Origin of the sequence: Croceibacterium sp. TMG7-5b_MA50, assembly GCF_039830145.1 — a bacterium.
Classification (GTDB): Bacteria; Pseudomonadota; Alphaproteobacteria; order Sphingomonadales; family Sphingomonadaceae; genus Croceibacterium.
Map to the genome: position 1 here is coordinate 747752 of NZ_CP156082.1, position 20429 is coordinate 768180.

At 65.2% G+C, this 20429-nt stretch carries 15 protein-coding genes; 10 read left to right on the plus strand and 5 right to left on the minus strand.

All coding sequences use genetic code 11. The features are described from left to right. The first annotated feature begins 1 nt into the window (after position 1). The 7 genes from nuoL to V5740_RS03765 are packed head-to-tail and all read left to right on the plus strand — an operon-like array spanning position 2 to position 8610. Entirely contained in the window at positions 2-2113 is a 2112-nt protein-coding gene (gene nuoL / locus V5740_RS03735) for an NADH-quinone oxidoreductase subunit L (protein ID WP_347303743.1), read from the plus strand. After that, the gene (locus tag V5740_RS03740) at positions 2113-3669 is read left to right on the plus strand and encodes an NADH-quinone oxidoreductase subunit M (protein ID WP_347303744.1); all 1557 of its coding nucleotides are present in this window, start codon (positions 2113-2115) and stop codon (positions 3667-3669) included. The genes nuoL and V5740_RS03740 overlap by 1 nt, the downstream gene beginning before the upstream one ends. Then, a complete protein-coding gene (gene nuoN / locus V5740_RS03745; protein WP_347303745.1) occupies positions 3669-5147 on the plus strand; it encodes an NADH-quinone oxidoreductase subunit NuoN in 1479 nt (492 codons plus the stop codon). Before V5740_RS03740 ends, nuoN begins: the two co-directional genes overlap by 1 nt. A 27-nt stretch (positions 5148-5174) precedes the next feature. Then, positions 5175-5894, plus strand: a complete 720-nt coding sequence (locus V5740_RS03750; RefSeq protein ID WP_347303746.1) for a biotin--[acetyl-CoA-carboxylase] ligase — start codon at positions 5175-5177, stop codon at positions 5892-5894. A 1-nt stretch (position 5895) separates the two neighbouring features. Beyond that, a complete protein-coding gene (locus V5740_RS03755) occupies positions 5896-6672 on the plus strand; it encodes a type III pantothenate kinase (protein ID WP_347303747.1) in 777 nt (258 codons plus the stop codon). After that, positions 6673-8319 carry a ribonuclease J gene (locus V5740_RS03760; RefSeq protein WP_347303748.1) on the plus strand — a complete coding sequence of 549 codons (1647 nt, stop codon included), beginning with the start codon at positions 6673-6675 and terminating at the stop codon, positions 8317-8319. 15 nt (positions 8320-8334) lie between these two features. Beyond that, entirely contained in the window at positions 8335-8610 is a 276-nt protein-coding gene (locus tag V5740_RS03765; protein ID WP_347303749.1) for a DUF1467 family protein, read from the plus strand. Positions 8611-8626: 16 nt separating this feature from the next. On the opposite strand, the gene V5740_RS03770 is transcribed toward V5740_RS03765, so the two are convergent. Then, complete coding sequence (locus tag V5740_RS03770) at positions 8627-9928, minus strand: MFS transporter (protein WP_347303750.1); 1302 nt, start codon at positions 9926-9928, stop codon at positions 8627-8629. 12 nt (positions 9929-9940) lie between these two features. Continuing rightward, a complete protein-coding gene (locus V5740_RS03775; protein ID WP_347303751.1) occupies positions 9941-11743 on the minus strand; it encodes a hypothetical protein in 1803 nt (600 codons plus the stop codon). 164 nt (positions 11744-11907) lie between these two features. Between V5740_RS03775 and V5740_RS03780 the strand changes: the two genes are divergently transcribed. After that, positions 11908-13080, plus strand: a complete 1173-nt coding sequence (locus tag V5740_RS03780) for a hypothetical protein (RefSeq protein ID WP_347303752.1) — start codon at positions 11908-11910, stop codon at positions 13078-13080. 40 nt (positions 13081-13120) lie between these two features. Here the strand turns inward: V5740_RS03780 and V5740_RS03785 are convergent, their stop codons facing one another. Together V5740_RS03785 and gltX are read right to left on the minus strand one after the other, a co-directional pair. Then, a complete protein-coding gene (locus V5740_RS03785) occupies positions 13121-14407 on the minus strand; it encodes a citrate synthase (RefSeq protein WP_347303753.1) in 1287 nt (428 codons plus the stop codon). 32 nt (positions 14408-14439) lie between these two features. Beyond that, positions 14440-15879: a glutamate--tRNA ligase gene (gene gltX, locus V5740_RS03790; protein WP_347303754.1), complete on the minus strand. Its 1440-nt coding sequence runs from the start codon at positions 15877-15879 to the stop codon at positions 14440-14442. Between the two features lie 45 nt (positions 15880-15924). Here gltX and V5740_RS03795 point away from each other — a divergent pair, with 45 nt between their 5' ends. Next, positions 15925-18117: a ComEC/Rec2 family competence protein gene (locus tag V5740_RS03795; RefSeq protein ID WP_347303755.1), complete on the plus strand. Its 2193-nt coding sequence runs from the start codon at positions 15925-15927 to the stop codon at positions 18115-18117. Here V5740_RS03795 and V5740_RS03800 read toward each other — a convergent pair. Further along, the gene (locus V5740_RS03800; RefSeq protein ID WP_347303756.1) at positions 18114-19535 is read right to left on the minus strand and encodes a Mur ligase family protein; all 1422 of its coding nucleotides are present in this window, start codon (positions 19533-19535) and stop codon (positions 18114-18116) included. The two genes, V5740_RS03795 and V5740_RS03800, sit on opposite strands and share 4 nt — an antisense overlap. 57 nt (positions 19536-19592) lie before the next feature. Here V5740_RS03800 and V5740_RS03805 point away from each other — a divergent pair, with 57 nt between their 5' ends. Beyond that, positions 19593-20426: an LD-carboxypeptidase gene (locus V5740_RS03805; RefSeq protein WP_347303757.1), complete on the plus strand. Its 834-nt coding sequence runs from the start codon at positions 19593-19595 to the stop codon at positions 20424-20426. Positions 20427-20429 lie beyond the last annotated feature (3 nt).

Consider the following 20429-nt stretch of genomic DNA (forward strand, 5'->3'; position numbering starts at 1 on the left):
GGTGCCTTCCATCCTGATCATCGTCTTCCTGCCGCTGTTGGCAGCGATCATCGCCGGGCTGGGCAACCGCGCGCTGGGCAACACGGTCGCCAAGGCGATCACCACCGGCGGGCTGTTCGTGTCCTGTGCGCTCAGTTGGCCGATCTTCCTGTCCTACCTGGGCGGTGATGTTGCCGGGCAGGTCGTGCCGGTGCTGACCTGGGTGCAGTCGGGCGAGATGACGTTCGACTGGACGCTGCGGGTCGACACGCTGACTGCGATCATGCTGGTCGTCATCACCAGCGTCTCCGCGCTCGTGCACCTGTACAGCTGGGGCTACATGGCGGAAGACCCGGATCAGCCGCGGTTTTTCGCTTATTTGTCGCTGTTCACCTTCGCCATGCTGATGCTGGTGACCGCGGACAACCTCGTACAGATGTTCTTCGGCTGGGAGGGTGTCGGCCTTGCCTCCTATCTCCTGATCGGGTTCTGGTTCCGGAAGCCGTCTGCCGGGGCCGCCGCGATCAAGGCGTTTGTGGTCAATCGCGTGGGCGACCTCGGCTTCATGCTGGGTATCTTCGGCACCTTCCTGGTGTTCCAGACCACGTCAATTCCTGCGATTCTGGAAGCCGCGCCTTCGATGCAGGGCAGCACGATTGGCTTCCTGGGCATGCGGCTCGACACCATGACGATCCTGTGCCTGCTGCTGTTCGTCGGCGCGATGGGCAAGTCGGCCCAGCTTGGCCTGCACACCTGGCTGCCTGATGCGATGGAAGGCCCGACGCCGGTGTCAGCGCTGATCCATGCGGCAACGATGGTGACCGCCGGCGTGTTCATGTTGTGCCGCCTTTCCCCGATGTTCGAAGCGGCGCCTGCGGCGCTGACTTTCGTCACCTTCATCGGTGCGGCGACATGCCTGTTTGCGGCGACTGTCGGCACGACGCAGTGGGATATCAAGCGAGTGATCGCGTATTCGACCTGCTCGCAGCTCGGCTACATGTTCTTCGCCGCCGGGGTTGGCGCTTACGGCGCGGCCATGTTCCACCTGTTCACGCACGCCTTCTTCAAAGCGCTGCTGTTCCTGGGCGCCGGCAGCGTGATCCACGCCATGCACCATGAACAGGACATGCGGTATTATGGCGGCCTGCGTAAGCACATCCCGCTGACCTTCTTCGCGATGCTGGCGGGTACGTTGGCGATCACCGGTGTTGGTATCTACTGGCTGCATGCAGGCTTCGCCGGCTTCCATTCCAAGGATGCCATCCTGGAGGCGGCGTTCGCCAGCGGCAGCGACATGGGCCGGTTCGCATTCTGGGTCGGCGCCTTTGCCGCGCTGCTGACCAGTTTCTACTCCTGGCGCCTGATGTTCCTGACGTTCTGGGGCAAGCCGCGGTGGGCTCAGTCCGAGCACATCCAACACGCAGTGCACGATGCGCACGGTCATGGTCACGCGCACCACGACGATGCTCACCATGACGCGCACGGCCATGCCGCGGCTCATGCGGCCAATCCGCCGGCGCAGGAAGATGCAGGGCATGACCGTGCCCATGCGGTTCCTTCGCCCAAGCAGGATGACGGCACCGCCGGGTACCATCCGCATGAAAGCCCGCTGCCGATGCTGGTGCCTCTGGTGGTTCTTACTTTGGGCGCAATCTTTGCCGGATATGTGTTCAGCGGCGCGTTCCTGGAAAGCGAAGGCTTCTGGAACGGCTCTATCGCCTACAACGAGCATCTTATGCACGAGATGCACTTGGTGCCGCTGTGGGTGAAGCTGTCGGCGACCATCGTGATGTTGATCGGTCTGGCGGTCGCCTGGTTGGCCTACATCCGTGATACCTCGATCCCCGGGAAGACCGCGGCAGCGCTGGGGCCGGTGTACCGGTTCCTGTTCAACAAGTGGTATTTCGACGAACTGTACCATTGGTTGTTCGTGCGCCCGTCTTTCGCGCTCGGTCGTGTGTTCTGGCAGAAGGGTGATGTCGGCGGGATCGATCGGTTCGGTCCGAACGGCGCGGCCTTTGTCGTGGCGCAGGGTGCGGTGCTGGCCCGCAAGGTGCAGTCCGGTTATCTGACGAGCTATGCGCTGGTCATGCTGCTGGGCCTGGTGGCCGCAGTCAGCTGGGTGCTGGTGTGATGGGGGGCTTTCCAATCCTTTCGCTGATGTTGCTGGTGCCCCTGCTGGGCGCCACCGCCTGCCTGTTTTCGGGCGAAAAGGCCGCGCGGCAGATCGCGCTGGCGGCGACGCTGGCCGATCTGGTGCTGGGCATCCTGCTGTGGACGCGGTTCGACGTGGGCGGCGCCCAGTGGCAGTTCACCGAACGAGCCGACATCTTTGCCGGTTTCCAGTGGGCGTTGGGCATCGACGGTATCGCTCTCATGCTTATCGTGTTGAGCGTGTTCCTGATGCCGATCTGCATTCTGGCGAGCGCGTCCATCAACAAGCGCGTGCCTGAATACATGGCGGCGTTCCTGTTCATGGAAGTGCTGATGATCGGCGTATTCGCCGCGCAGGACATCTTCCTGTTCTACATCTTCTTCGAAGCCAGCCTGATCCCGATGTACCTGATCATCGGCATTTGGGGCGGCGACAACCGCATCTACGCGAGCTACAAGTTCTTCCTGTATACGCTGTTCGGCAGCCTGCTGATGCTGATCGCCATGCTGTGGATGGTGAACGTGGCGGGCACGAGCTCCATCCCGGCGCTGATGGTATTCGACTTTCCGCCGGAGGCACAGGTCTGGCTGTTCCTCGCCTTCTTCGCGAGCTTCGCGGTGAAGATGCCGATGTGGCCGGTCCACACCTGGTTGCCGGATGCGCACGTGCAGGCGCCGACGGCAGGTTCTGTGATCCTGGCGGGCGTGCTGCTGAAGATGGGCGGCTACGGCTTCCTTCGCTTCAGCCTGCCGATGTTCCCGGAAGCGAGTGCCCAGTTGGCCTGGCTGATCTGGGGGCTGTCGATGGTTGCAGTAGTGGTCACGAGCCTTATCGCGCTGGTGCAGCACGACATGAAGAAACTGATCGCCTATTCGTCGGTCGCGCACATGGCGATCGTGACGATCGGTCTGTTCGCCTTCAACGTGCAGGGGCTGGAGGGCGCCATGATGGTGATGCTGGGCCACGGCCTGGTGTCGGGCGCGCTGTTCCTGTGCGTGGGCGTGATATACGATCGGCTGCATACCCGCGAGATTAGCCGCTACGGTGGCCTCGCCATCAATATGCCGCGCTACGCCATGTTCTTCCTGCTGTTCACCATGGCGAGCATCGGTCTGCCGGGGACCAGCAACTTCGTCGGGGAGTTCCTGAGCCTGGCTGGCGCATACCAGGTGAACACCTGGGTTGCCTTCGTCGGTACGACCGGCATTATCCTGGGTGCTGCTTACATGCTGTACCTGTATCGGCGCGTCGTGTTCGGCGAGCAGAAGAATGCCGATGCCGCCGCCATGGTGGATCTGGGCCCGCGCGAATGGCTGATGCTGGCGCCGCTGGCGGCCGCGACGCTGTGGATGGGGGTCTATCCCGAGAGTTTCCTGGCGCCGATGCGGCAGGACATCGCAATGCTGAACGCGCGCATCGCACGCGCCGCGCCACAGGATGACTCGCGTCTGGTAATGGGCACCGTGACACCGGCTGATGAGCATGGCGCCCGTGGCGGCGTACATGGTTCCGACGCGCATGGGGGCGCGCACTGATGGATTTCTCGACCTCCTTCGCGCTGATCGCACCGGAACTGGTGCTTTCGCTTTCCGGTCTCGTCCTGCTGCTGGTGGCAGCGTGGGCGGGCGATCGTTCCGCGCGGCTTATCAGTATCCTGGCGTGCGTGGCGCTTGGCGCTGCCTTCGCGTTGAGCATGCCTACGGTGATCAACGGGCTGTCCGGCGCTGACCGGATCGCCTTCGATGGGCAGTTCCGGGCCGATGCCTTCGCCTCACTTGCCAAGCTGATGATCTTTGCCGCCAGCATCGCTGCGTTGGTGTTGGCTCCTGCCTTCCTCGACCGCATCCGTTCGCTGCGCGCGGAGTATGGCGTTCTGGTGCTGTTCTCGGCGCTAGGCATGAGCATCATGGTGTCGGCGGCCGACCTGCTGACCCTGTATATCGGTCTGGAGATGCAGTCGCTGGCCGCGTATGTTCTCGCCTCCTTCGTCCGCAACGACACGCGCTCGGCCGAAGCGGGTCTCAAGTACTTTGTTCTGGGCTCGCTGGCTTCGGGTATCCTGCTGTTTGGCATGAGCCTGACCTACGGCTTCGCGGGTACGACCAGCTTCGAGGGGATCGGCTTCGCGGTTACTGGTGGTCTGTCCACCGGAGCGTTGTTCGGGCTGGTGTTCGTGCTGGCGGGGCTTGCGTTTAAGATCAGCGCGGTGCCGTTCCACATGTGGACGCCCGACGTCTACGAAGGCGCCCCGACCCCCGTCACCGCCTTCTTCGCCAGCGCGCCGAAGGTCGCGGCGATCGCCCTGCTGAGCCGGGTTATGCTGGAAGCGTTTGGCTCTCAGGTCGATGCTTGGCGCCAGATCGTGGTGTTCCTGGCACTTGCTTCCATTGTCGTGGGTGCGCTTGGCGCGATTGGCCAGGACAACATGAAGCGGCTGCTCGCCTATTCCTCGATCAATAATGTCGGGTTCATCCTGATCGGCCTTGCCGTGGCGAGCACAGCCGGCACCAGCGCGATGCTGGTCTATCTCGCGATCTACGTGCCAATGACCATCGCTGGCTTCGTCGCCGTGCTGATGCTGCGTGACAGTGCCGGCGAGCCCGTTGAACGGATTGCAGATCTGGCCGGCCTGTCGCGGGTGCGGCCGGGTGTCGCGTGGTCGCTGATGATCGTGATGTTCAGTCTGGCTGGCATTCCGCCGATGTTCGGCTTCTGGGGCAAGTTCGTGGTGTTCCGGGCGGCGGTCGAGGCCGACATGGTCGTGCTGGCGGCCATCGGCATTGCGGCGAGCGTGATTGGCGCGTTCTATTACCTCAAGATCGTGAAGGTCATGTTCTTCGACGAGCCGTCTGGGGTGATCGCGGCACCGGCCATCCGTCCGCAAGGCGAGTTGGCGTTGGCCGTGCTGCTGACGCTGTCCACGCTGATGATCTCCCCTCTCGGGTACCTGGCAAATGGCTGGCTGGGTGCACTGGCCGACCAGGCGGCGGCATCTTTGCTGCTGCTTGCCTGACCGGCTTACCAGCATGATCGCCGCGGCATGATCGAGTTCGTCGCGGCGACCGGTTCCACCAACGCCGATCTCCGGCAGCGCTGCCTTGCCGCGGTACCACCGCCGGAGGGTACCTGGTTGGTAGCCGACCGGCAGAGCGGCGGGCGTGGCCGACAGGGGCGCACCTGGCTGGATGCGCTCGGCAACTTCATGGGCTCGACAATCATCGCCCGGTCGGCTGACGATCCGGTCGTTACCACCTTGCCGCTGGTCTGCGGACTGGCGGTGGTGGAAGCCTTGGCAAGCCACGTGCAGATGGCGGCAGCGCTGCAGCTCAAATGGCCGAATGACGTGCTGCTGCACGGTGCCAAGCTTGGCGGTATTCTGCTGGAAGCCACCGGTGCGCGGGTCATTGCGGGATTTGGCATCAACCTGGCATCTGCGCCCGAGATGCCGGACCGCGTTGTTGGCTCACTTGGCCACGGGCCGATCATAGATCGCGACACCTTCGGTCGTAATCTGGCCCAGGCACTGGCAACCGAACTGCGCGAGTGGCGTGCCGGTGGTGCGCCCGAGACAATTGACCGCTGGCTTGCCGCGGCGCATCCCGTGGGCACGATGCTGTCGGTGCATGACGAGACGGCCGCGCGGCTGTCAGGCCGCTTTGCCGGGCTGGAGCCTGACGGCGCGCTGCGCCTGCAAATGGCCGACGGTGACATGCGCGTAGTACGGGCCGGCGACGTGGTGCTGGAAGGATGCGAGGCCTGACATGCTGTTGGCGGTCGACGTCGGCAACACCAATGTGGTGTTTGCCCTGATCGAGGATGGAGCGATCCGCACCCGCTGGCGGATCGCGACCGACCCGCGCCGTACAGCGGATGAATATGCGGTGTGGTTGCTGCAGTTGATGGAGATCGAGACGGTCGGGCGCGAGAGCATCACCGCCGTCATCGTGTCCAGCGTGGTGCCGCGTGCGCGGCACAATCTGGAGGTGCTGGGCCAGAAGTATTTCGGCCAGACGCCGCTGTTCGCCGGTGAGGGTGACGCAGCCTGGACCTTACCCATCCATGTGGACGAGCCGCGCACCTTAGGCGCCGACCGGGCGGTCAATGCGTTGGCGGCCCATGCCGGATTTGCCGGGGACCTGATCGTGGTCGATTTCGGCACCGCAACCACCTTCGACGTGGTCAGCGCGGATGGGGCGTACCAGGGAGGCATCATCGCGCCGGGGATCAACCTGTCGCTGGACGCGCTGGTCAACAACACGGCAAAGCTGCCGCGGATCGCCATTGAACATCCGCGCACGACCAGCGTCACGGGCCGCAATACGGAGGACCAGATGCAGATCGGCGTCTTCTGGGGCTATGTCTCGATGATGGAAGGCCTGATTGCCCGGCTGAAGGCGGAGATCGGCCGGCCGGTGCAGGTCATCGCCACCGGCGGGCTGGCCTTGCTGTTCCAGCGGCATACGCAGATCTTTGATGCGGTCGATGCCGATCTTACCTTGAAGGGGTTGGCAATTCTGGCCGACCAAGCGGGACATTGAATGAAGAAGAATTTCACGCCTGAAGACGAGTTGCTGTTCCTGGCGTTGGGCGGGTCGGGCGAGGTCGGCATGAATGTCAGCCTGTATGGCTGCCGCGGCCAGTGGATCATGGTCGACCTCGGCATGAGCTTCGGCGCCAACGAATATCCTGGCACGGAGCTGATGTTCGCCGACATCCAGTTCATCGAGGACCGGGCGGACCAGTTGCTGGGCATCGTGCTGACCCATGCACATGAGGATCACATCGGCGCGCTTCCCTATTTCGCCGCCGATCTGGGCGTGCCGATCTATGCCACGCCGTTCACCGCGGACCTAGTACGGCGCAAGCTGAAGGAGGCAGGCGTCGCGGGCGAGGTGAAGGTCCATGTCATCGACGAGGAGCATGATCCCGTCGAGCTCGGGCCTTTCACAGTTGATTGGGTGCCAATGGCGCACTCCATCGCCGAAAGTCACGCACTGTTGATCGAGACGCCATTTGGACGGGTGTTCCACTCGGGTGACTGGAAGCTCGATCCCGAGCCGCTGATTGGCGATCCCGCTACGCCTGACGAGTTGATGGGGATCGGCGACGAAGGCGTCTTGGCGCTGATCTGCGATTCGACCAACGTGTTCAATCCGGGCGCATCCGGCTCCGAAGGCGAAGTGCTGCGCGGAATGATGGAGGAGGTGTCCCGTCACGCCGGACGGCGGGTGCTGGTGACCACCTTCGCCTCAAACGTCGCGCGGCTGCACACGCTGGGTGAGGTTGCACGTGCGAGCGGGCGGCAGCTATGTGTTGCGGGCCGCTCCCTCGACCGGATCATCGAGGTGGCGCAGGACAATGGCTATCTGAAGAACCTGCCAGAACTCGTTGATTTTGAAACCGCCATGGGGCTGCCCCGTGGCGAGGTGCTGATCGTAGCCACTGGCGGACAGGGCGAACCGCGCGCGGCATTGTCGCGCATCGCGGAAGGTAACCATCCGCTGGAGCTGACCAGCGGTGACGTGGTCCTGTTCTCCAGCCGTCAGATACCGGGCAACGAACTGGCGATCGGGCGGGTGCAGAACATGCTGGCCGCGCGCGGTATCGCCATGATCGGCGATCGGCAGAGCCGCATCCATGTCTCCGGCCATCCCGGTCGGCCTGAACTGGAGTCCCTGTACAGCTGGCTGCGGCCACAGATCCTGGTGCCGGTGCATGGCGAGCTGCGCCATTTGCGGGAACAGGCGCGGGTGGGGAAGGCTGCCGGCATCCCTGACCAGGTGGCGCAGGTGAATGGAGAGATCGTGCGGTTGGCCCCAGGCGCGCCCGGCCGCATCGCGCAGGTTCCGAACGGTCGACTTGTGCTGGATGGCGATATCATCGTCCCGGCTGATGGCGAGGCGATCGTCACCCGTCGTCGATTGGCGCGCGACGGTCTCGTCATCGTGATTCTTGATGGTCGAGGCGGTGCGCAGGTGCAGGGTATCGGCCTGCCACTGGACGAGGATTATGCAGCTTTCGTCGCGGAGGCAGAGCGTGACGTTGCTGACGCCCTTGCCAAGCTGAAGGGCCGGGATCGCGCCGACACGGCGCAGCAGGACGAGGCCGCACGTCTGGCGGCCCGCCGCGCTGCGCAGCGCTGGTCCGGCAAGAAGCCGCAGATGCGCATCATTCGTGCGCGCTGAAGGTAGGCGCCGGCTATGAAGTGGACTTCGATGCTGGCGATCTATGCGCTGTTCTGGGTGTTCAGCGCATTTCTGCTGCTGCCCTTCGGGGTGCGCACGCATGACGAGGCCGGCATGGCCAAGGTGCCGGGCCAGGCGGACAGTGCGCCGGCAAACTTCCGTCCCGGCCTTCTGGTGGTGCGCGCCAGCGTCATGGCCGCGGTGCTCTGCGGTCTATACGTCCTGAATTACGTCCAGGGTTGGATCACGGTTGATGATCTGAATCTAATCGGAGAGCCGCCGCAGGCCTGATACCAAGAGAGCAGGATCAGGTTGGTGGCTGGCGCATGGGCCGGGTCTCGCCCATCGCGGCCAATACTGGCAGCACGGCCAAAGCGACCACCATGATCATAAGTCCTGGCGCGATAGCCGAGCCGCTGGTTTCCACCGCCAGATGGGCGAGCCAAGGCGCGAGCCCGCCGAAGATTGCCGTCGCACTGGTCACGCCCAGCGCCAGACCAGTAAGACGTCCTTCGCCTGGAAACTGTTCGGCGGTTGCAACTGCCCCCACTGCGCTGACAGCGCCGCCAATGCCGGCCAGCACAAAGGCGCCAAGCACGACCAGTCCGGGCGACCCCCCGGCCATCAGCGTGAACATCAATCCCGGCAGCAGCGCTGCGCCTATGCATACTCCCATCAATACCGGCTTGCGGCCGACCCGGTCGGAAAGCGCGCCGACAAGCGGCGTGACGATAACCACGACCAGCGCAGCCGCCGTCGACAGCCACAGCGCATCGGCTTCACCGGTGCCGCCCACTGTGGCCAGGAACGCCGGCACGTACGAGATGCCGACATAATAGGTGATGGAACCCAGCGCCGAGATCGCGAAACCCCGAAGGATGCCGCGGCGGTGATGGGCAAGGGTGTGGCGCAGCGGACTGGCCGGGACGGTTCCCTGCAGTTCCTGCTGCACGAAATCCGGTGATTCCGCCATTGTGGATCGGGCGATCCAGACGAAAGCCGCCAACGCCGCGCCGAACAGGAACGGGATCCGCCAACCCCAAGTGTCGAGCGCTGGGCCGGCGAGGAGTGCTACCACGAGCGCAGACACACCGGCCGCAAGCAGGCCGCCGACCTCGCTGGCGGCGGCGGCGAGGGAGGTTAGCAAACCGCGCCGTTCCGCACGTGCCCCCTCGAGAAGATAGGCGACCACGCCGGTATATTCACCGCCGACGGAGAAGGCCATAATGCAGCGGAGCAGCAGCAGCAACCAGCCCGCGGTGGGGCCAGCTTGCGCATGGGTCGGCAGCATCGCGGTGGCGAGCATCGCGGCGGTCATCAGCGCCATGGACAACAGCATCATGCGCCGACGCCCGAACCGATCCCCGATATGACCGAACACCACCGCGCCAAGCGGGCGCATCAGGTAGGCAAGGGCGAACCCGCCAAGCGTCATGGCAAGCGATGCTGTTCCACCGCCGAAGAACACGCGCGACAGCACCGTCGCCAGATAAAGGTACAGCGTGAAGTCGTACCATTCCACGACGGTCGAGAAGGCGGCTATGGCGATCGACCGGCGCGGTACGCGCGCCCCGCTCGACAACACCTGATGAGCCGCAATCATCGCCATGGGGCCAACGAATCACTCAGTCAGCCGCTCCGTCGCCTGAGCCAGCGCTACATACAACCGTCCCATGTCGCTGGAGAGCAGCGCCACGGCGAGCGCATTGCCCGCGCGGGTAGCCAGTACCTCCCGCAGCAATACCTCGAAATCATGGCAGTAATTGTCGGCGGATTCGCTGAATGCGGCATCGCTGTCGTGCAGGCTCGCCACGCGATTGGCTGCGGCATCGTCGAGCAGGCGGACAGCGCGGCGGGTGAAGCGGCTGCTGTCGCCCGAAAGATAGGCGTTCCAATCGGCATCCTCGATCTCGCCGGCGAAGGCGCGTGTGAGGTCGATCGATTCGCTCTGCAGCCGATTCACAATGTCGGTCATGGTTGCCGCGAGATGGCCATCCATGCGGGCAAGCGCCTGTTCGCGCGCGGTGGCGATGCGGTGTTCCAGCGCCTGCGCCAAAGTCTCGACTTCCGCCATGGTGGCGGCGAGTTGGGTGCTGACGGCGCCGGCGCCGGCTTCCGCATGGGCGGGCAGGGCGGAGAGGCGCTGTTCGAGCAGGTCGATCTGTTCCAGGGTGGCGGACCCTTCGCCGCGCGCACTGGCGAGGCGGGCAACGACTGCCTCCCCGCGTTCGACCAGCCGTTCGACCTGCGCCACATGCTCCTGCTGGCGGCGGGCGATCTCGGCATCGAGCATCTCGAACTGCTCGCGTAGCATGATGGTGGCGCCGGTCTGCCGTTCGGCCGCCTCGGCGTCGCGCGCCTGTCGTTCGGCATCGAACGATGCATGACGCTCCGCCGCCTCCGTATCGCGCTGGTGCGCTTCCTCGTGCAATGCAGCCAGTCGCTCGCGCCCCGCTTCCGCGAGTTGCTGGTCGAGCCGACCGACACGGCTCAAAGTATCGCCCATGCGCTCCTCAAATTCGGCAAGTGCCCGGTTCCAGGCCTCGCCCGCCTCGCTTTCGCTGGCGCGGAGGCCGGCGGTGAAGCCGCGGGAGCGATCCTCCAGGCTCGCCATGCGATCCTCGGCAATGCCGGCAAGCTGGTCGGTCTGGCGAGTGAGTTCGGCGATGGTGCCGTCCAGTGCAGCGCGCAGGCTGGCGATCTCCGCCTCGCTTTCCTCTCCGCTCGCGCCTAGCCGCTCAATTGCGTGGGTCAACGTGTCGACCTGCTCGCCCGCCGCCTGCCCGGCCAAGCCGATGCGATTGGTGAGGTCGCGCATCGCTGCGGCGAGCACCGGCAGGTCGTTGCGGACCTTCTCCATGTTCGCGGCCGCGCTGCTGCTGATCCGGCCGATCGTCTGCAGTTCGGCGGCGTTGTGGCCGATCAGCGTCTGCAACTGTTCGGCGCTGCCTGACAGCCTCTCCACCGCGACGCGGCCCAGGCTCTCAAGGTCGCGGGATTGCCCCGCCACGAAATCTCGGGCGAGGCTGAGTTCACGGTTCACGGTGGCGAGGCGCTGTTCCAACGCCGCCGCCTCGGCATGCAGGCTCTGCGCCGCATGGCCGAAGCGGCGCGCTTCCCGTCGGCTGCCATGCATGGCGATCAGCCAAAGGGCGGCGATCAGCACCAGCGGGATCGACCATTCGGCGATCATTCCGGCCCAGGTCGCACGCGGTGCGGCAGGCGACAGGTGTGGTACGTTCGCCCAGACGAAGAAGCCCGTCCATGCCGCCGCGGCAAGCAGCGCCAGCATCAGCGGCCAGGTAGAGCCCGAGCCGGCATCGGCTTCGACCCCGTCATCCTGTTCCCAGACAGGTGCGTAGCCAGGCTCGATCATGTTGGGCGTCGGCTCCGGCGCCTGCGCGTCGTTCAATCTGCTGGCCATGCTGTGTCCGCTTTCCATCGCGGGTATGTAGCACAGGACGACGTGGGACGGCACCCGCCTTGGCCCGAAATGCCGGGGATAGTCGCCGCAAGCATTGCCCCTGCCGGCGCGGATTGGCAGGGATCGGTGCATGATTGTCCAATCTCTGAGACCCTGCTGACCTGATGCGCACCGCGATCCTGACCGTCTTGTCCCCGCCGGATCACGGACCGGCCGGCCGCCAAGTGCGGCCGCTCGCCTTGCAGCAACTCGCCTTTGCTGCCGCGGTCGGCTGCGGGCAGGTGATCGTGCTGTCGGAGCGCGAGGGGGCGGAGACGCAGATCCTGACCGAGCGGGCGCGCACTCTGGGCCTCGTGCTGCGGTTCGTCAGGGACGCCCACGGCCTGCTCGGCGCCGTCAGCGCAAGCGAAGAGGTGCTGGTGGTCGCGGCCGAGCTGCTGCCGGAGGCGCCGGAGATCGCCCCGCTGCTGCAACGGGCGCCTGCGATCTTGACCCTGCCGGCCGGTGGTACGGTGGAGCGGGGGTTTGAGCGGATCGATGGCGATCACGCCTGGGCCGGCGTGGCGCTGCTGCCGGGCAGTCTCGTGGAGCGGCTGGCAGATCTGCCGCCTGATTGCGATGCCGCCGCCGCGCTGCTGCGCATTGCGCTGCAGGCAGGTGCGCGGCAGCAGGCGCTGGAACCACGGCTGGTGCTGGACGGAACCTGGTCGCTTCTGCCCGGCGGACGCGCGCGTCGCCTTTCGGGGGAGGCGTGGCTCCGGCGGCAGCTACATTGGCGTGGGCGGCAGGATGTGACCGGCCGCGCTGCCAGCGCCATCATCGGCCGCTGGCTTGATCCGCTGCTCTATCGCGGTGCGGAGGCAAGCGGCGCGCGTGCACTGGCGATTGTCCTCCTAGGGGCGGCGCTGCTGCTGCCATTGGCGGGAGCGCCGGCCTGGGGTCTTGCCGCGCTGGTACCGGCCGTGTTGCTGAGCGATATCGGCGATCGGCTGCGACGCATGGCTGCGGGCCCATTCGCGCCGACGATGCCGACAACACGGCTGGCGCCGCTGCAGGAAGTTGCGGTGGATCTGGCCCTGTTGGGGGGTGTCGCCAGTGCCATTCCCGGCGGGTGGATGGACCGGCTGTTCCCGCCTCTGGTCCTGCTGGCCGCGTTGCATCTGCCGGGTGCGATGGCGCGGCCCTGGCAGATTGGCTGGCTTGGAGACAGGTTGGCGCTGGCCGCCATACTGGCCCTTGGCACGGCGCTGTCCCTGACGCAGCCGCTGACCATGGTTCTGGCGTTGGCACTGCTGGTGGGCGACCGCGCGGTGGCGATGCGCGGATCAGCAGAATAGCAGAACGGCCCGGGCTGCGAAGCCCGAGCCGTCTGGTCGGTCAGCGCTGGCCGACCGGTACGTAATCGCGCTGCGTCGGCCCGGTGTAGAGCTGGCGCGGACGGCCGATGACCTGTGCGGGATCGCTGATCATCTCGTTCCACTGCGCCACCCAGCCGACGGTGCGGGCGAGGGCGAACAGCACGGTGAACATGGTCGTCGGGAAGCCGATCGCCGACAGGATCACGCCCGAATAGAAGTCAACGTTGGGGAACAACTTCTTTTCGATGAAATAATCATCGTTCAGCGCCATCTCCTCCAGCCGCAGCGCGGTCTCGAATACCGGATCGGTGACGTTCAGCGCCTCGAACACCTCGCGTACGGTCTTCTGCATCACGGTCGCGCGCGGATCGTAGTTCTTGTACACGCGGTGCCCGAAACCCATCAGGCGGAACGGGTCGTTCTTGTCCTTCGCCCGCTCGATGTAGTGCGGGATCTTGTCAGGCGTGCCGATCTCCCGCAGCATTTCCAGCGCCGCCTCGTTCGCGCCGCCATGCGCCGGGCCCCATAGGCAAGCGATGCCCGCCGCCATGCAGGCGAACGGATTGGCGCCGGAGGAACCCGCCAGCCGCACAGTGGAGGTGGACGCGTTCTGCTCGTGATCAGCGTGCAGGATGAAGATGCGATCCATCGCCTTCTCCACCGCCGGGATCACTTCGTATTCCTCGGCCGGTACGCCGAAGGTCATCTGCAGGAAGTTCGCCGTGTAGCTGAGCGAGTTCTTCGGCTGCATGAAGGGCTGACCAATGGAATACTTGTACGCCATTGCCGCAATAGTCGGCATCTTCGCGATCAGCCGGTGGCTGCTGATCCGGCGGTGTTCCGGGTCGGCGATATCGGTGCTGTCATGATAGAACGCCGACAGTGCACCAACGACACCGCACATGATCGCCATCGGGTGCGCGTCCCGGCGGAAGCCCTGGTAGAAGCGCGACAGCTGCTCATGCAGCATGGTGTGACGGCTGATCGTGTAGGTGAAGCTGTCCAGCTCTTGCTGGCTCGGCAGCTCGCCATTCAGCAGCAGGTACGACACTTCCATGAAGCTGGACTGTTCCGCCAGCTGCCCGATGGGATAGCCGCGGTGCAGCAGGATGCCCTCGTCACCGTCGATGTAGGTCAGCGCGCTCTCGCACGAAGCCGTGGACTTGTAGCCCGGATCGAAGGTGAACATGCCCGTCTGGCCGTACATCTTGCGGATGTCGACCACGTCCGGGCCGGTGGTGCCGTGCATGATGGGAAGGTCAAAATCGGACCCGCCGATTGTGAGCTTTGCCTGCTTGTCCGCCAAAGCGCGTCTCCTTGCGTCGTAGGTGTATTCGTTCAAACCATCCGTGCCGCCTGCGCGTCGATCCGGGCGAGGCTTTCGTCCCGTCCAAGCAGCGCCAGCACATCGAAAATCCCCGGGGAGGTGGTCTGCCCGGTCAGCGCCGCGCGGAGCGGTTGCGCCAGCTTGCCGAGGCCGATTGCTTTCCCTTCCGCCAGACTCTTGAGGTCCGTTTCGAGCGCTTCCGTAGTCCAGTCCGGCAGCGCGCGCAAACGATCCGCGATTTCAGCAAGCAGGTCGCGCGCGGTATCGTCCAGCAGCGCCTCGGCCTTCTCCGTCAGGGTGAGGGGATGGGTCGCGAACAGGAAAGCGGCGCCCGCTGCCAGCTCATCCAGATCCTTTGCCCTCGGCGTCAGCACCGGCATGGCTCTCGCCAGCAGCGATGCGCCACTCTCCGTCATCGCATCACCGCCCAGGCGCGGTGCGACCAGATCCGTCAGCCGGTTATCGTCGGCCTGCCGGATGTAATGAGCATTCATGCTTTGCAGCTTTTTAAGGTCAAAGCGGCTCGGGCTGCGACCCACATGGGCGAGATCGAACAGGGCGATCGCCTCCTCTTGCGTGAATTCCTCCTTGTCACCATGGCCCCAGCCGAGCCGCAGCAGATAGTTGAAGAGCGCTTCGGGCAGAATGCCAAGCTCGTCTCGATAGGCGTCGACACCGGTGGCGCCATGCCGCTTGGACATCTTCGCCCCGTCGCTGCCATGGATCAGCGGAATGTGCGCATAGACCGGATCGGGCCAGCCACCCTCGATCTGATCCATCGCACGCATGATCGGTAGCTGCCGGAATGCATTGTTGAGATGGTCGTCGCCGCGAATGACATGGGTGACGCCCATGTCATGGTCGTCCACCACCACCGCCAGCATGTAGGTCGGCGTACCGTCCGTGCGCAGCAACACGAAATCGTCAAGTTCCGCGTTCCGGACAGTCACGCGACCCTGCACGGCATCGTCGATCACCGTCTCGCCATCTCGCGGAGCCTTCAGGCGGACCACGAAGGGCGCACCAGCGGGAGCGTCCGCAGGGTCCCGGTCGCGCCAGCGGCCATCATAGCGTAGCGGTTGCTTTGCGGCGCGCTGCGCCGCCCGCATCTGTTCCAGCTCCTCCGCCGTGGCATAGCACCGATAGGCATGTCCGGCGGCGAGCAATTGCTGCGCAACCTCCGCATGGCGCGCCACGCGAGCGGACTGGTATACTGGTTCATTGTCGAAGGTGAGGCCAAGCCAATCAAGGCCATCCAGAATGGCCTCGATCGCCTCGGGCGTGGAGCGTTTGAGATCGGTATCCTCAATTCGCAGCAGCACGCGGCCGCCATGGTGGCGCGCGAACAGCCAGTTAAACAGCGCGGTACGCGCGCCGCCAATATGCAGGAAACCGGTGGGCGATGGTGCAAAGCGCGTTACCACCAACCCGGCGGCTTCACTGCCTGTCACACTCCCGCTTGCCATTGACGCTTCTGTCCTTTTCAACCCGTTGTCATGGCACCTTTGCACCTTCCTGCGATTCCGATCGGCGAGGACGAGGGCATTGCTGCGTTGCAGCAGCCGCATTGGCGAAAGCGGCTGCGCTTGTCCAGCATGGCCGAGAACAGCGCAGATGCTACCGAGCGATTCCTGACACAGGCGGGCTTCGACCGCGCCCCGTGGCTGGCCATAGCGATAATCACAGGCATTGCATGCTGGTTCGCCGCTGATGGGCCCGGTTGGTGGGTGGCGGCGATCGCCGGCGGATTGCTGCTCGGCTCTGGCGCGATCGCGATGTGGCGTGGCGAGAGCGGCCGTTACCACCTGATGTCCGCCTGCATGGCGCTCGGGCTGGTGTTTGCCGTTGGTGTCGCATTAGCCTGGTTGCGGTCGGAGGCGGTCGGCACGCCGGCACTGGAGCGACGGGTCGCCGGTACTCTGACCGGGCGCGTGCTCGATCGGATCGAGCAACCGGCGGAAGGGCGCGTACGACTGGTTCTGGCGACGCGAGAAGCGGATACTGGCCGCGCCGTGAAGGTACGGGTCAACCTGCCGCTGGCGGACGACAGCCCCGCCCTTGCAGAAGGCGCGCTGATCCGGTTGTCGGCACGGCTTATGCCGCCGGCATCACCGATGGTTCCGGGCGGCTATGACTTCGCGCGCACGGCGTGGTTCGAAGGGTTGGCTGCGACCGGAGGCGCCAGCGGCCCGGTCGAGGTGCTGGAACGAGCGGGCGAGGGCGGCGTGCTGGCGAAGGCGCAACGCGGCTTGGCGGATCACATCCGTGCACGGCTGGACGGGTCAGCCGGCACGATCGCCGCGGCGCTGGCCAGCGGCGATCGCGGGGCCATCGCTGCGGTTGACGAGGAGGCGATGCGCGATGCCGGCCTCACTCACCTGCTATCGATCAGCGGGCTGCATGTGAGTGCGCTGATGGCGGCGGCCTGGTTCGTAGCGGTGAAGCTGCTTGCGCTGTGGCCCTGGCTGGCGTTGCGGGTCCGTCTGCCGCTGGTAGCGGCGGCATGCGCAGCGCTCGCCGGGATCAGTTACACCATGCTGACCGGGGCGGAGGTCCCGACCGTGCGAAGTTGCCTGGGGGCGCTGCTGGTGCTGGTGGCGCTGGCGCTGGGGAGAGAGCCGCTGAGCCTGCGCATGGTGGCGGTCGTCGCCATGCTGGTCCTGCTCGTCTGGCCCGAGGCGCTGATCGGGCCAAGTTTCCAGCTCAGCTTCGCTGCGGTAATCGCCATTGTCGCCCTGCATGACAGTGCGCCGGTACGTGCTTTCCTGGCACCGCGGGAAGAGGCGGAATGGCGGCGGCCGGCAAAGCGCCTTGTCATGCTGCTGGTCAGCGGGCTGGTGATCGAATGGGCGCTGATGCCCATCGTGCTGTTCCACTTCCATCGCGCGGGAATTTACGGTGCGCTGGCAAATACCATCGCTATTCCACTGACAACGTTCATCTCCATGCCGCTGATCGCGTTGGCCTTGCTGTTCGACATGGTGGGGCTGGGTGCACCGGCGTGGTGGTTGGCGGGCCGCTCCCTCGACCTGCTGTTATGGCTGGCGCACTTCACCGCCGGTCAACCGGGGGCCGTGCATTTGCTGCCGCAGATGAGCACCGGCAACTTCACGTTGTTTGTTGTTGGTGGGCTGTGGCTGGCGCTGTGGCATGGCCGCGTGCGGCTGTTGGGCTTTGTGCCGGTCGCCGCCGGGACTGCCCTATTGCTGCTGACCCCTGTGCCGGACCTGCTGATCACGGCCGACGGCCGGCATGTGGCGATCAGCGGCGAGGGCGACCGGCTGCTGGTCCTGCGCCCCATGCGGGAAGGCTTTGCGCGAGAGGTGCTGGGCGAACTGGCAGCTTTCAGCGGAGAGCCGGTGCCATTGACCGAATGGAAAGGCGCACGCTGCAGCCGGGATTTCTGCACGACGGAGCTGCTGCGCGGTGGCCGCCGCTGGCACCTGCTGCTGGCGCGCAGCAATCGGCAGGTCGCTTGGGAGCCGCTGACAGCGGCTTGTACCGCCGCAGACATCGTGGTCGCAGATCGCCGCCTGCCGCGCGCGTGCGTGCCGCGGGTGCTCAAGGCCGATCGCTCATCGCTCGGGCGTACGGGTGGACTGGCGATCACGCTTGGGACCACAGCCAGGATCACCACCGTTGCCGACAGCCAAGGCCAGCACGGCTGGTGGCGGGGCTGGACCGACTAGCGCAAGCGTTCAAGCACCCCTTGTGCGAAGCTGGTCAGGGTGTCGTCCCGCGCGCCCATCACTACGATCCGATCGCCTGGCTGTGCCAATGCGACGATCCGATTGCCGCATGCCTCCCGCGCAGGGACATGTTCCGCCTGCCCGCCAAGCGCGTTGATCCGCGCCACCACCGCCTCGGTCCCTACGCTGCGATCGACGGTACCGCCGAAATAGACCGGATCGCACATAATGGTGAGATCGCCCGGCGCCAGTTCATCGGCGAACGTCGCGGCCAGTTCCTGCCCCATCTGCCGCAGGGGCCCGTAGCCGTGCGGCTGGAAGAAGGCGATCACTCGGCCGGGATGGGCGCGCAGCGTGCGGAGCGTTGCCGCACACTTCTCCGGATTGTGGCCGAAATCGTCGATCACGGTGATGCCGGTGAGCGTGATACCCAATACGTCGAACCTGCGTGCCAAGCCAGCGAAGCTGTCCAGCGCCAAGGCGGCCTCATGCACCGGCACCCCCGCGGCGGCCGTCGCGGCGATGGCGGCGAGCGCGTTGGCCAGGTTGTGACGTCCAGGTACCTTAAGCCGAAGGGTATGCGCCACATCCTCCCGCCGGTCGACCACCAGTGCAGCGATGCCGTTCGCACTCTCTTCGATTGTGCCGGGTTCGATGCCGATCTTCGCGGCGGGGTGATTGATGGCGAAGGTCATCGATGGTCGAGCCTTGGGCAGCAGCCAGGCCGCCTCCTCGTCATCCAGGTTCAGCACCGCCGTACCGGCACGGCCGACGAAATCGCCAAATAGGACACGCAGTTCCTCGATACTTTTATGATCGAGGCTGACGTTCAGCAGCACCGCGACAGCGGGGTTGTAGAGCGAGATGGAGCCGTCACTCTCGTCGACTTCGGCCACGAACGGCTCGCCCCTGCCAGCGATCGCGCTGGCGAAAGGAACACCGGGCGCAGCGAAGTTCTTCATCACCGCACCATTGACGATCGTCGGATCGCGCTCGGCAGCATGCAGGATCCAGCCGATCATGCCTGTGACGGTGCTCTTGCCGCTGGTTCCACCGACAGCGATGCCGCAAGACGCGGCGTTGAAGAGCTTGGACAGCAGGTCCGCCCGGCTCATCCGACGGCAGCCAAGGGCGGCGGCACGGGCCACTTCTGGCACGCTGTCTTCGATTGCGGCGCTGGCGACCAAGATCTGCCGTGCGCTGGTGATGCCCGATCCGTCCTGCGGGTACAGGTCGAAGCCGAGGGCAGCCAGCCAGTCGCGCTTCAGGTCGGCCCGGCCTTGATCGAAGCTACGGTCTGAGCCGCCCACGATGGCGCCGTGCTGCCGCAGTATCAGAGCTAGCGGCAACATGCCCGATCCGCCGATCCCGCAGAAGAACCAGGGCTGCGCGGTTAGGTCATTGGGCATGTCGATCATGCGGCAGGGCTATGCACTCGAGATGGACTTTGCAACCGCGCCAGTTAGGCAAGGGGCATGACCCGTATCGCGATCTGCGCGCCCGCCCGGCCGATCACGCGCGACCTCGCCGACGCAGTAAGTGCGCTGGTTGCAAGGGAGATGGCTGACGTCACCCTCAACTTCCATGCGCAATGCTTTGTTGAGGACGGACATTTCGCCGGGAATGATGCGGCCCGCCTTGCGGCGCTGCTGGATTGCGCCAATGATCCGGGTACTGACGCGGTATGGATCGCGCGGGGGGGATATGGTTCCAACCGGATCGCGGCAGAGGCCGTTACCCGGCTGAACGCGGCTGCGAGCAGCAAGACATTCTTGGGCTATTCTGACGGAGGCTACCTGCTGGCGGCGCTGTACCGGGCGGGGATCGGGCGGCCGGTGCATGGCCCGATTGTCGTCGACATGGTTCGTGATGGTGGCGAAGCGGCAATACTTCGATCCGTGCGCTTCATGGCGGGTATGGACGGGGCTGATCTGTGCGAGCCGTCGCTAGACAGCTGCCCGCGGGTCGCTTTCAATCTCACGACGCTGGCGATCCTCGCGGGGACGTCGTTGATGCCGGATCTTGCCGGTCATGTCGTGATGGTGGAGGAGGTGGCGGAGCACCTGTATGCTATTGACCGGTTGTTCTTCACCCTGATGCCGCATCTGTCGGGCATAGCGGGCCTGCGGCTGGGCCGCATAAGCTGTGTGCCGGAGAATGACCGGCCGTTCGGGCATAATGCGGAGCAGATCGCGCGGGACTGGTGCGCGCGCGCCGGAGTGCCGTTCCTGGGCTTCGCTGACATTGGGCACGATGCGGACAACAAGGTGGTGCCGTTCGGCCTTGCATCCCCCGCCTCGGCACCATAACGG

Excerpts from the sequence above, each read along its gene's own strand:
- V5740_RS03740 (WP_347303744.1), top strand. The coding sequence starts at position 2,113 with ATGGGGGGCTTTCCAATCCTTTCGCTGATGTTGCTGGTGCCCCTGCTG.
- nuoN (WP_347303745.1), top strand. The coding sequence starts at position 3,669 with ATGGATTTCTCGACCTCCTTCGCGCTGATCGCACCGGAACTGGTGCTT.
- V5740_RS03750 (WP_347303746.1), top strand. The coding sequence starts at position 5,175 with ATGATCGAGTTCGTCGCGGCGACCGGTTCCACCAACGCCGATCTCCGG.
- V5740_RS03755 (WP_347303747.1), top strand. The coding sequence starts at position 5,896 with ATGCTGTTGGCGGTCGACGTCGGCAACACCAATGTGGTGTTTGCCCTG.
- V5740_RS03760 (WP_347303748.1), top strand. The coding sequence starts at position 6,673 with ATGAAGAAGAATTTCACGCCTGAAGACGAGTTGCTGTTCCTGGCGTTG.
- V5740_RS03765 (WP_347303749.1), top strand. The coding sequence starts at position 8,335 with ATGAAGTGGACTTCGATGCTGGCGATCTATGCGCTGTTCTGGGTGTTC.
- V5740_RS03770 (WP_347303750.1), bottom strand. The coding sequence starts at position 9,928 with ATGGCGATGATTGCGGCTCATCAGGTGTTGTCGAGCGGGGCGCGCGTA.
- V5740_RS03775 (WP_347303751.1), bottom strand. The coding sequence starts at position 11,743 with ATGGCCAGCAGATTGAACGACGCGCAGGCGCCGGAGCCGACGCCCAAC.
- V5740_RS03780 (WP_347303752.1), top strand. The coding sequence starts at position 11,908 with ATGCGCACCGCGATCCTGACCGTCTTGTCCCCGCCGGATCACGGACCG.
- V5740_RS03795 (WP_347303755.1), top strand. The coding sequence starts at position 15,925 with ATGGCACCTTTGCACCTTCCTGCGATTCCGATCGGCGAGGACGAGGGC.
- V5740_RS03800 (WP_347303756.1), bottom strand. The coding sequence starts at position 19,535 with ATGATCGACATGCCCAATGACCTAACCGCGCAGCCCTGGTTCTTCTGC.
- V5740_RS03805 (WP_347303757.1), top strand. The coding sequence starts at position 19,593 with ATGACCCGTATCGCGATCTGCGCGCCCGCCCGGCCGATCACGCGCGAC.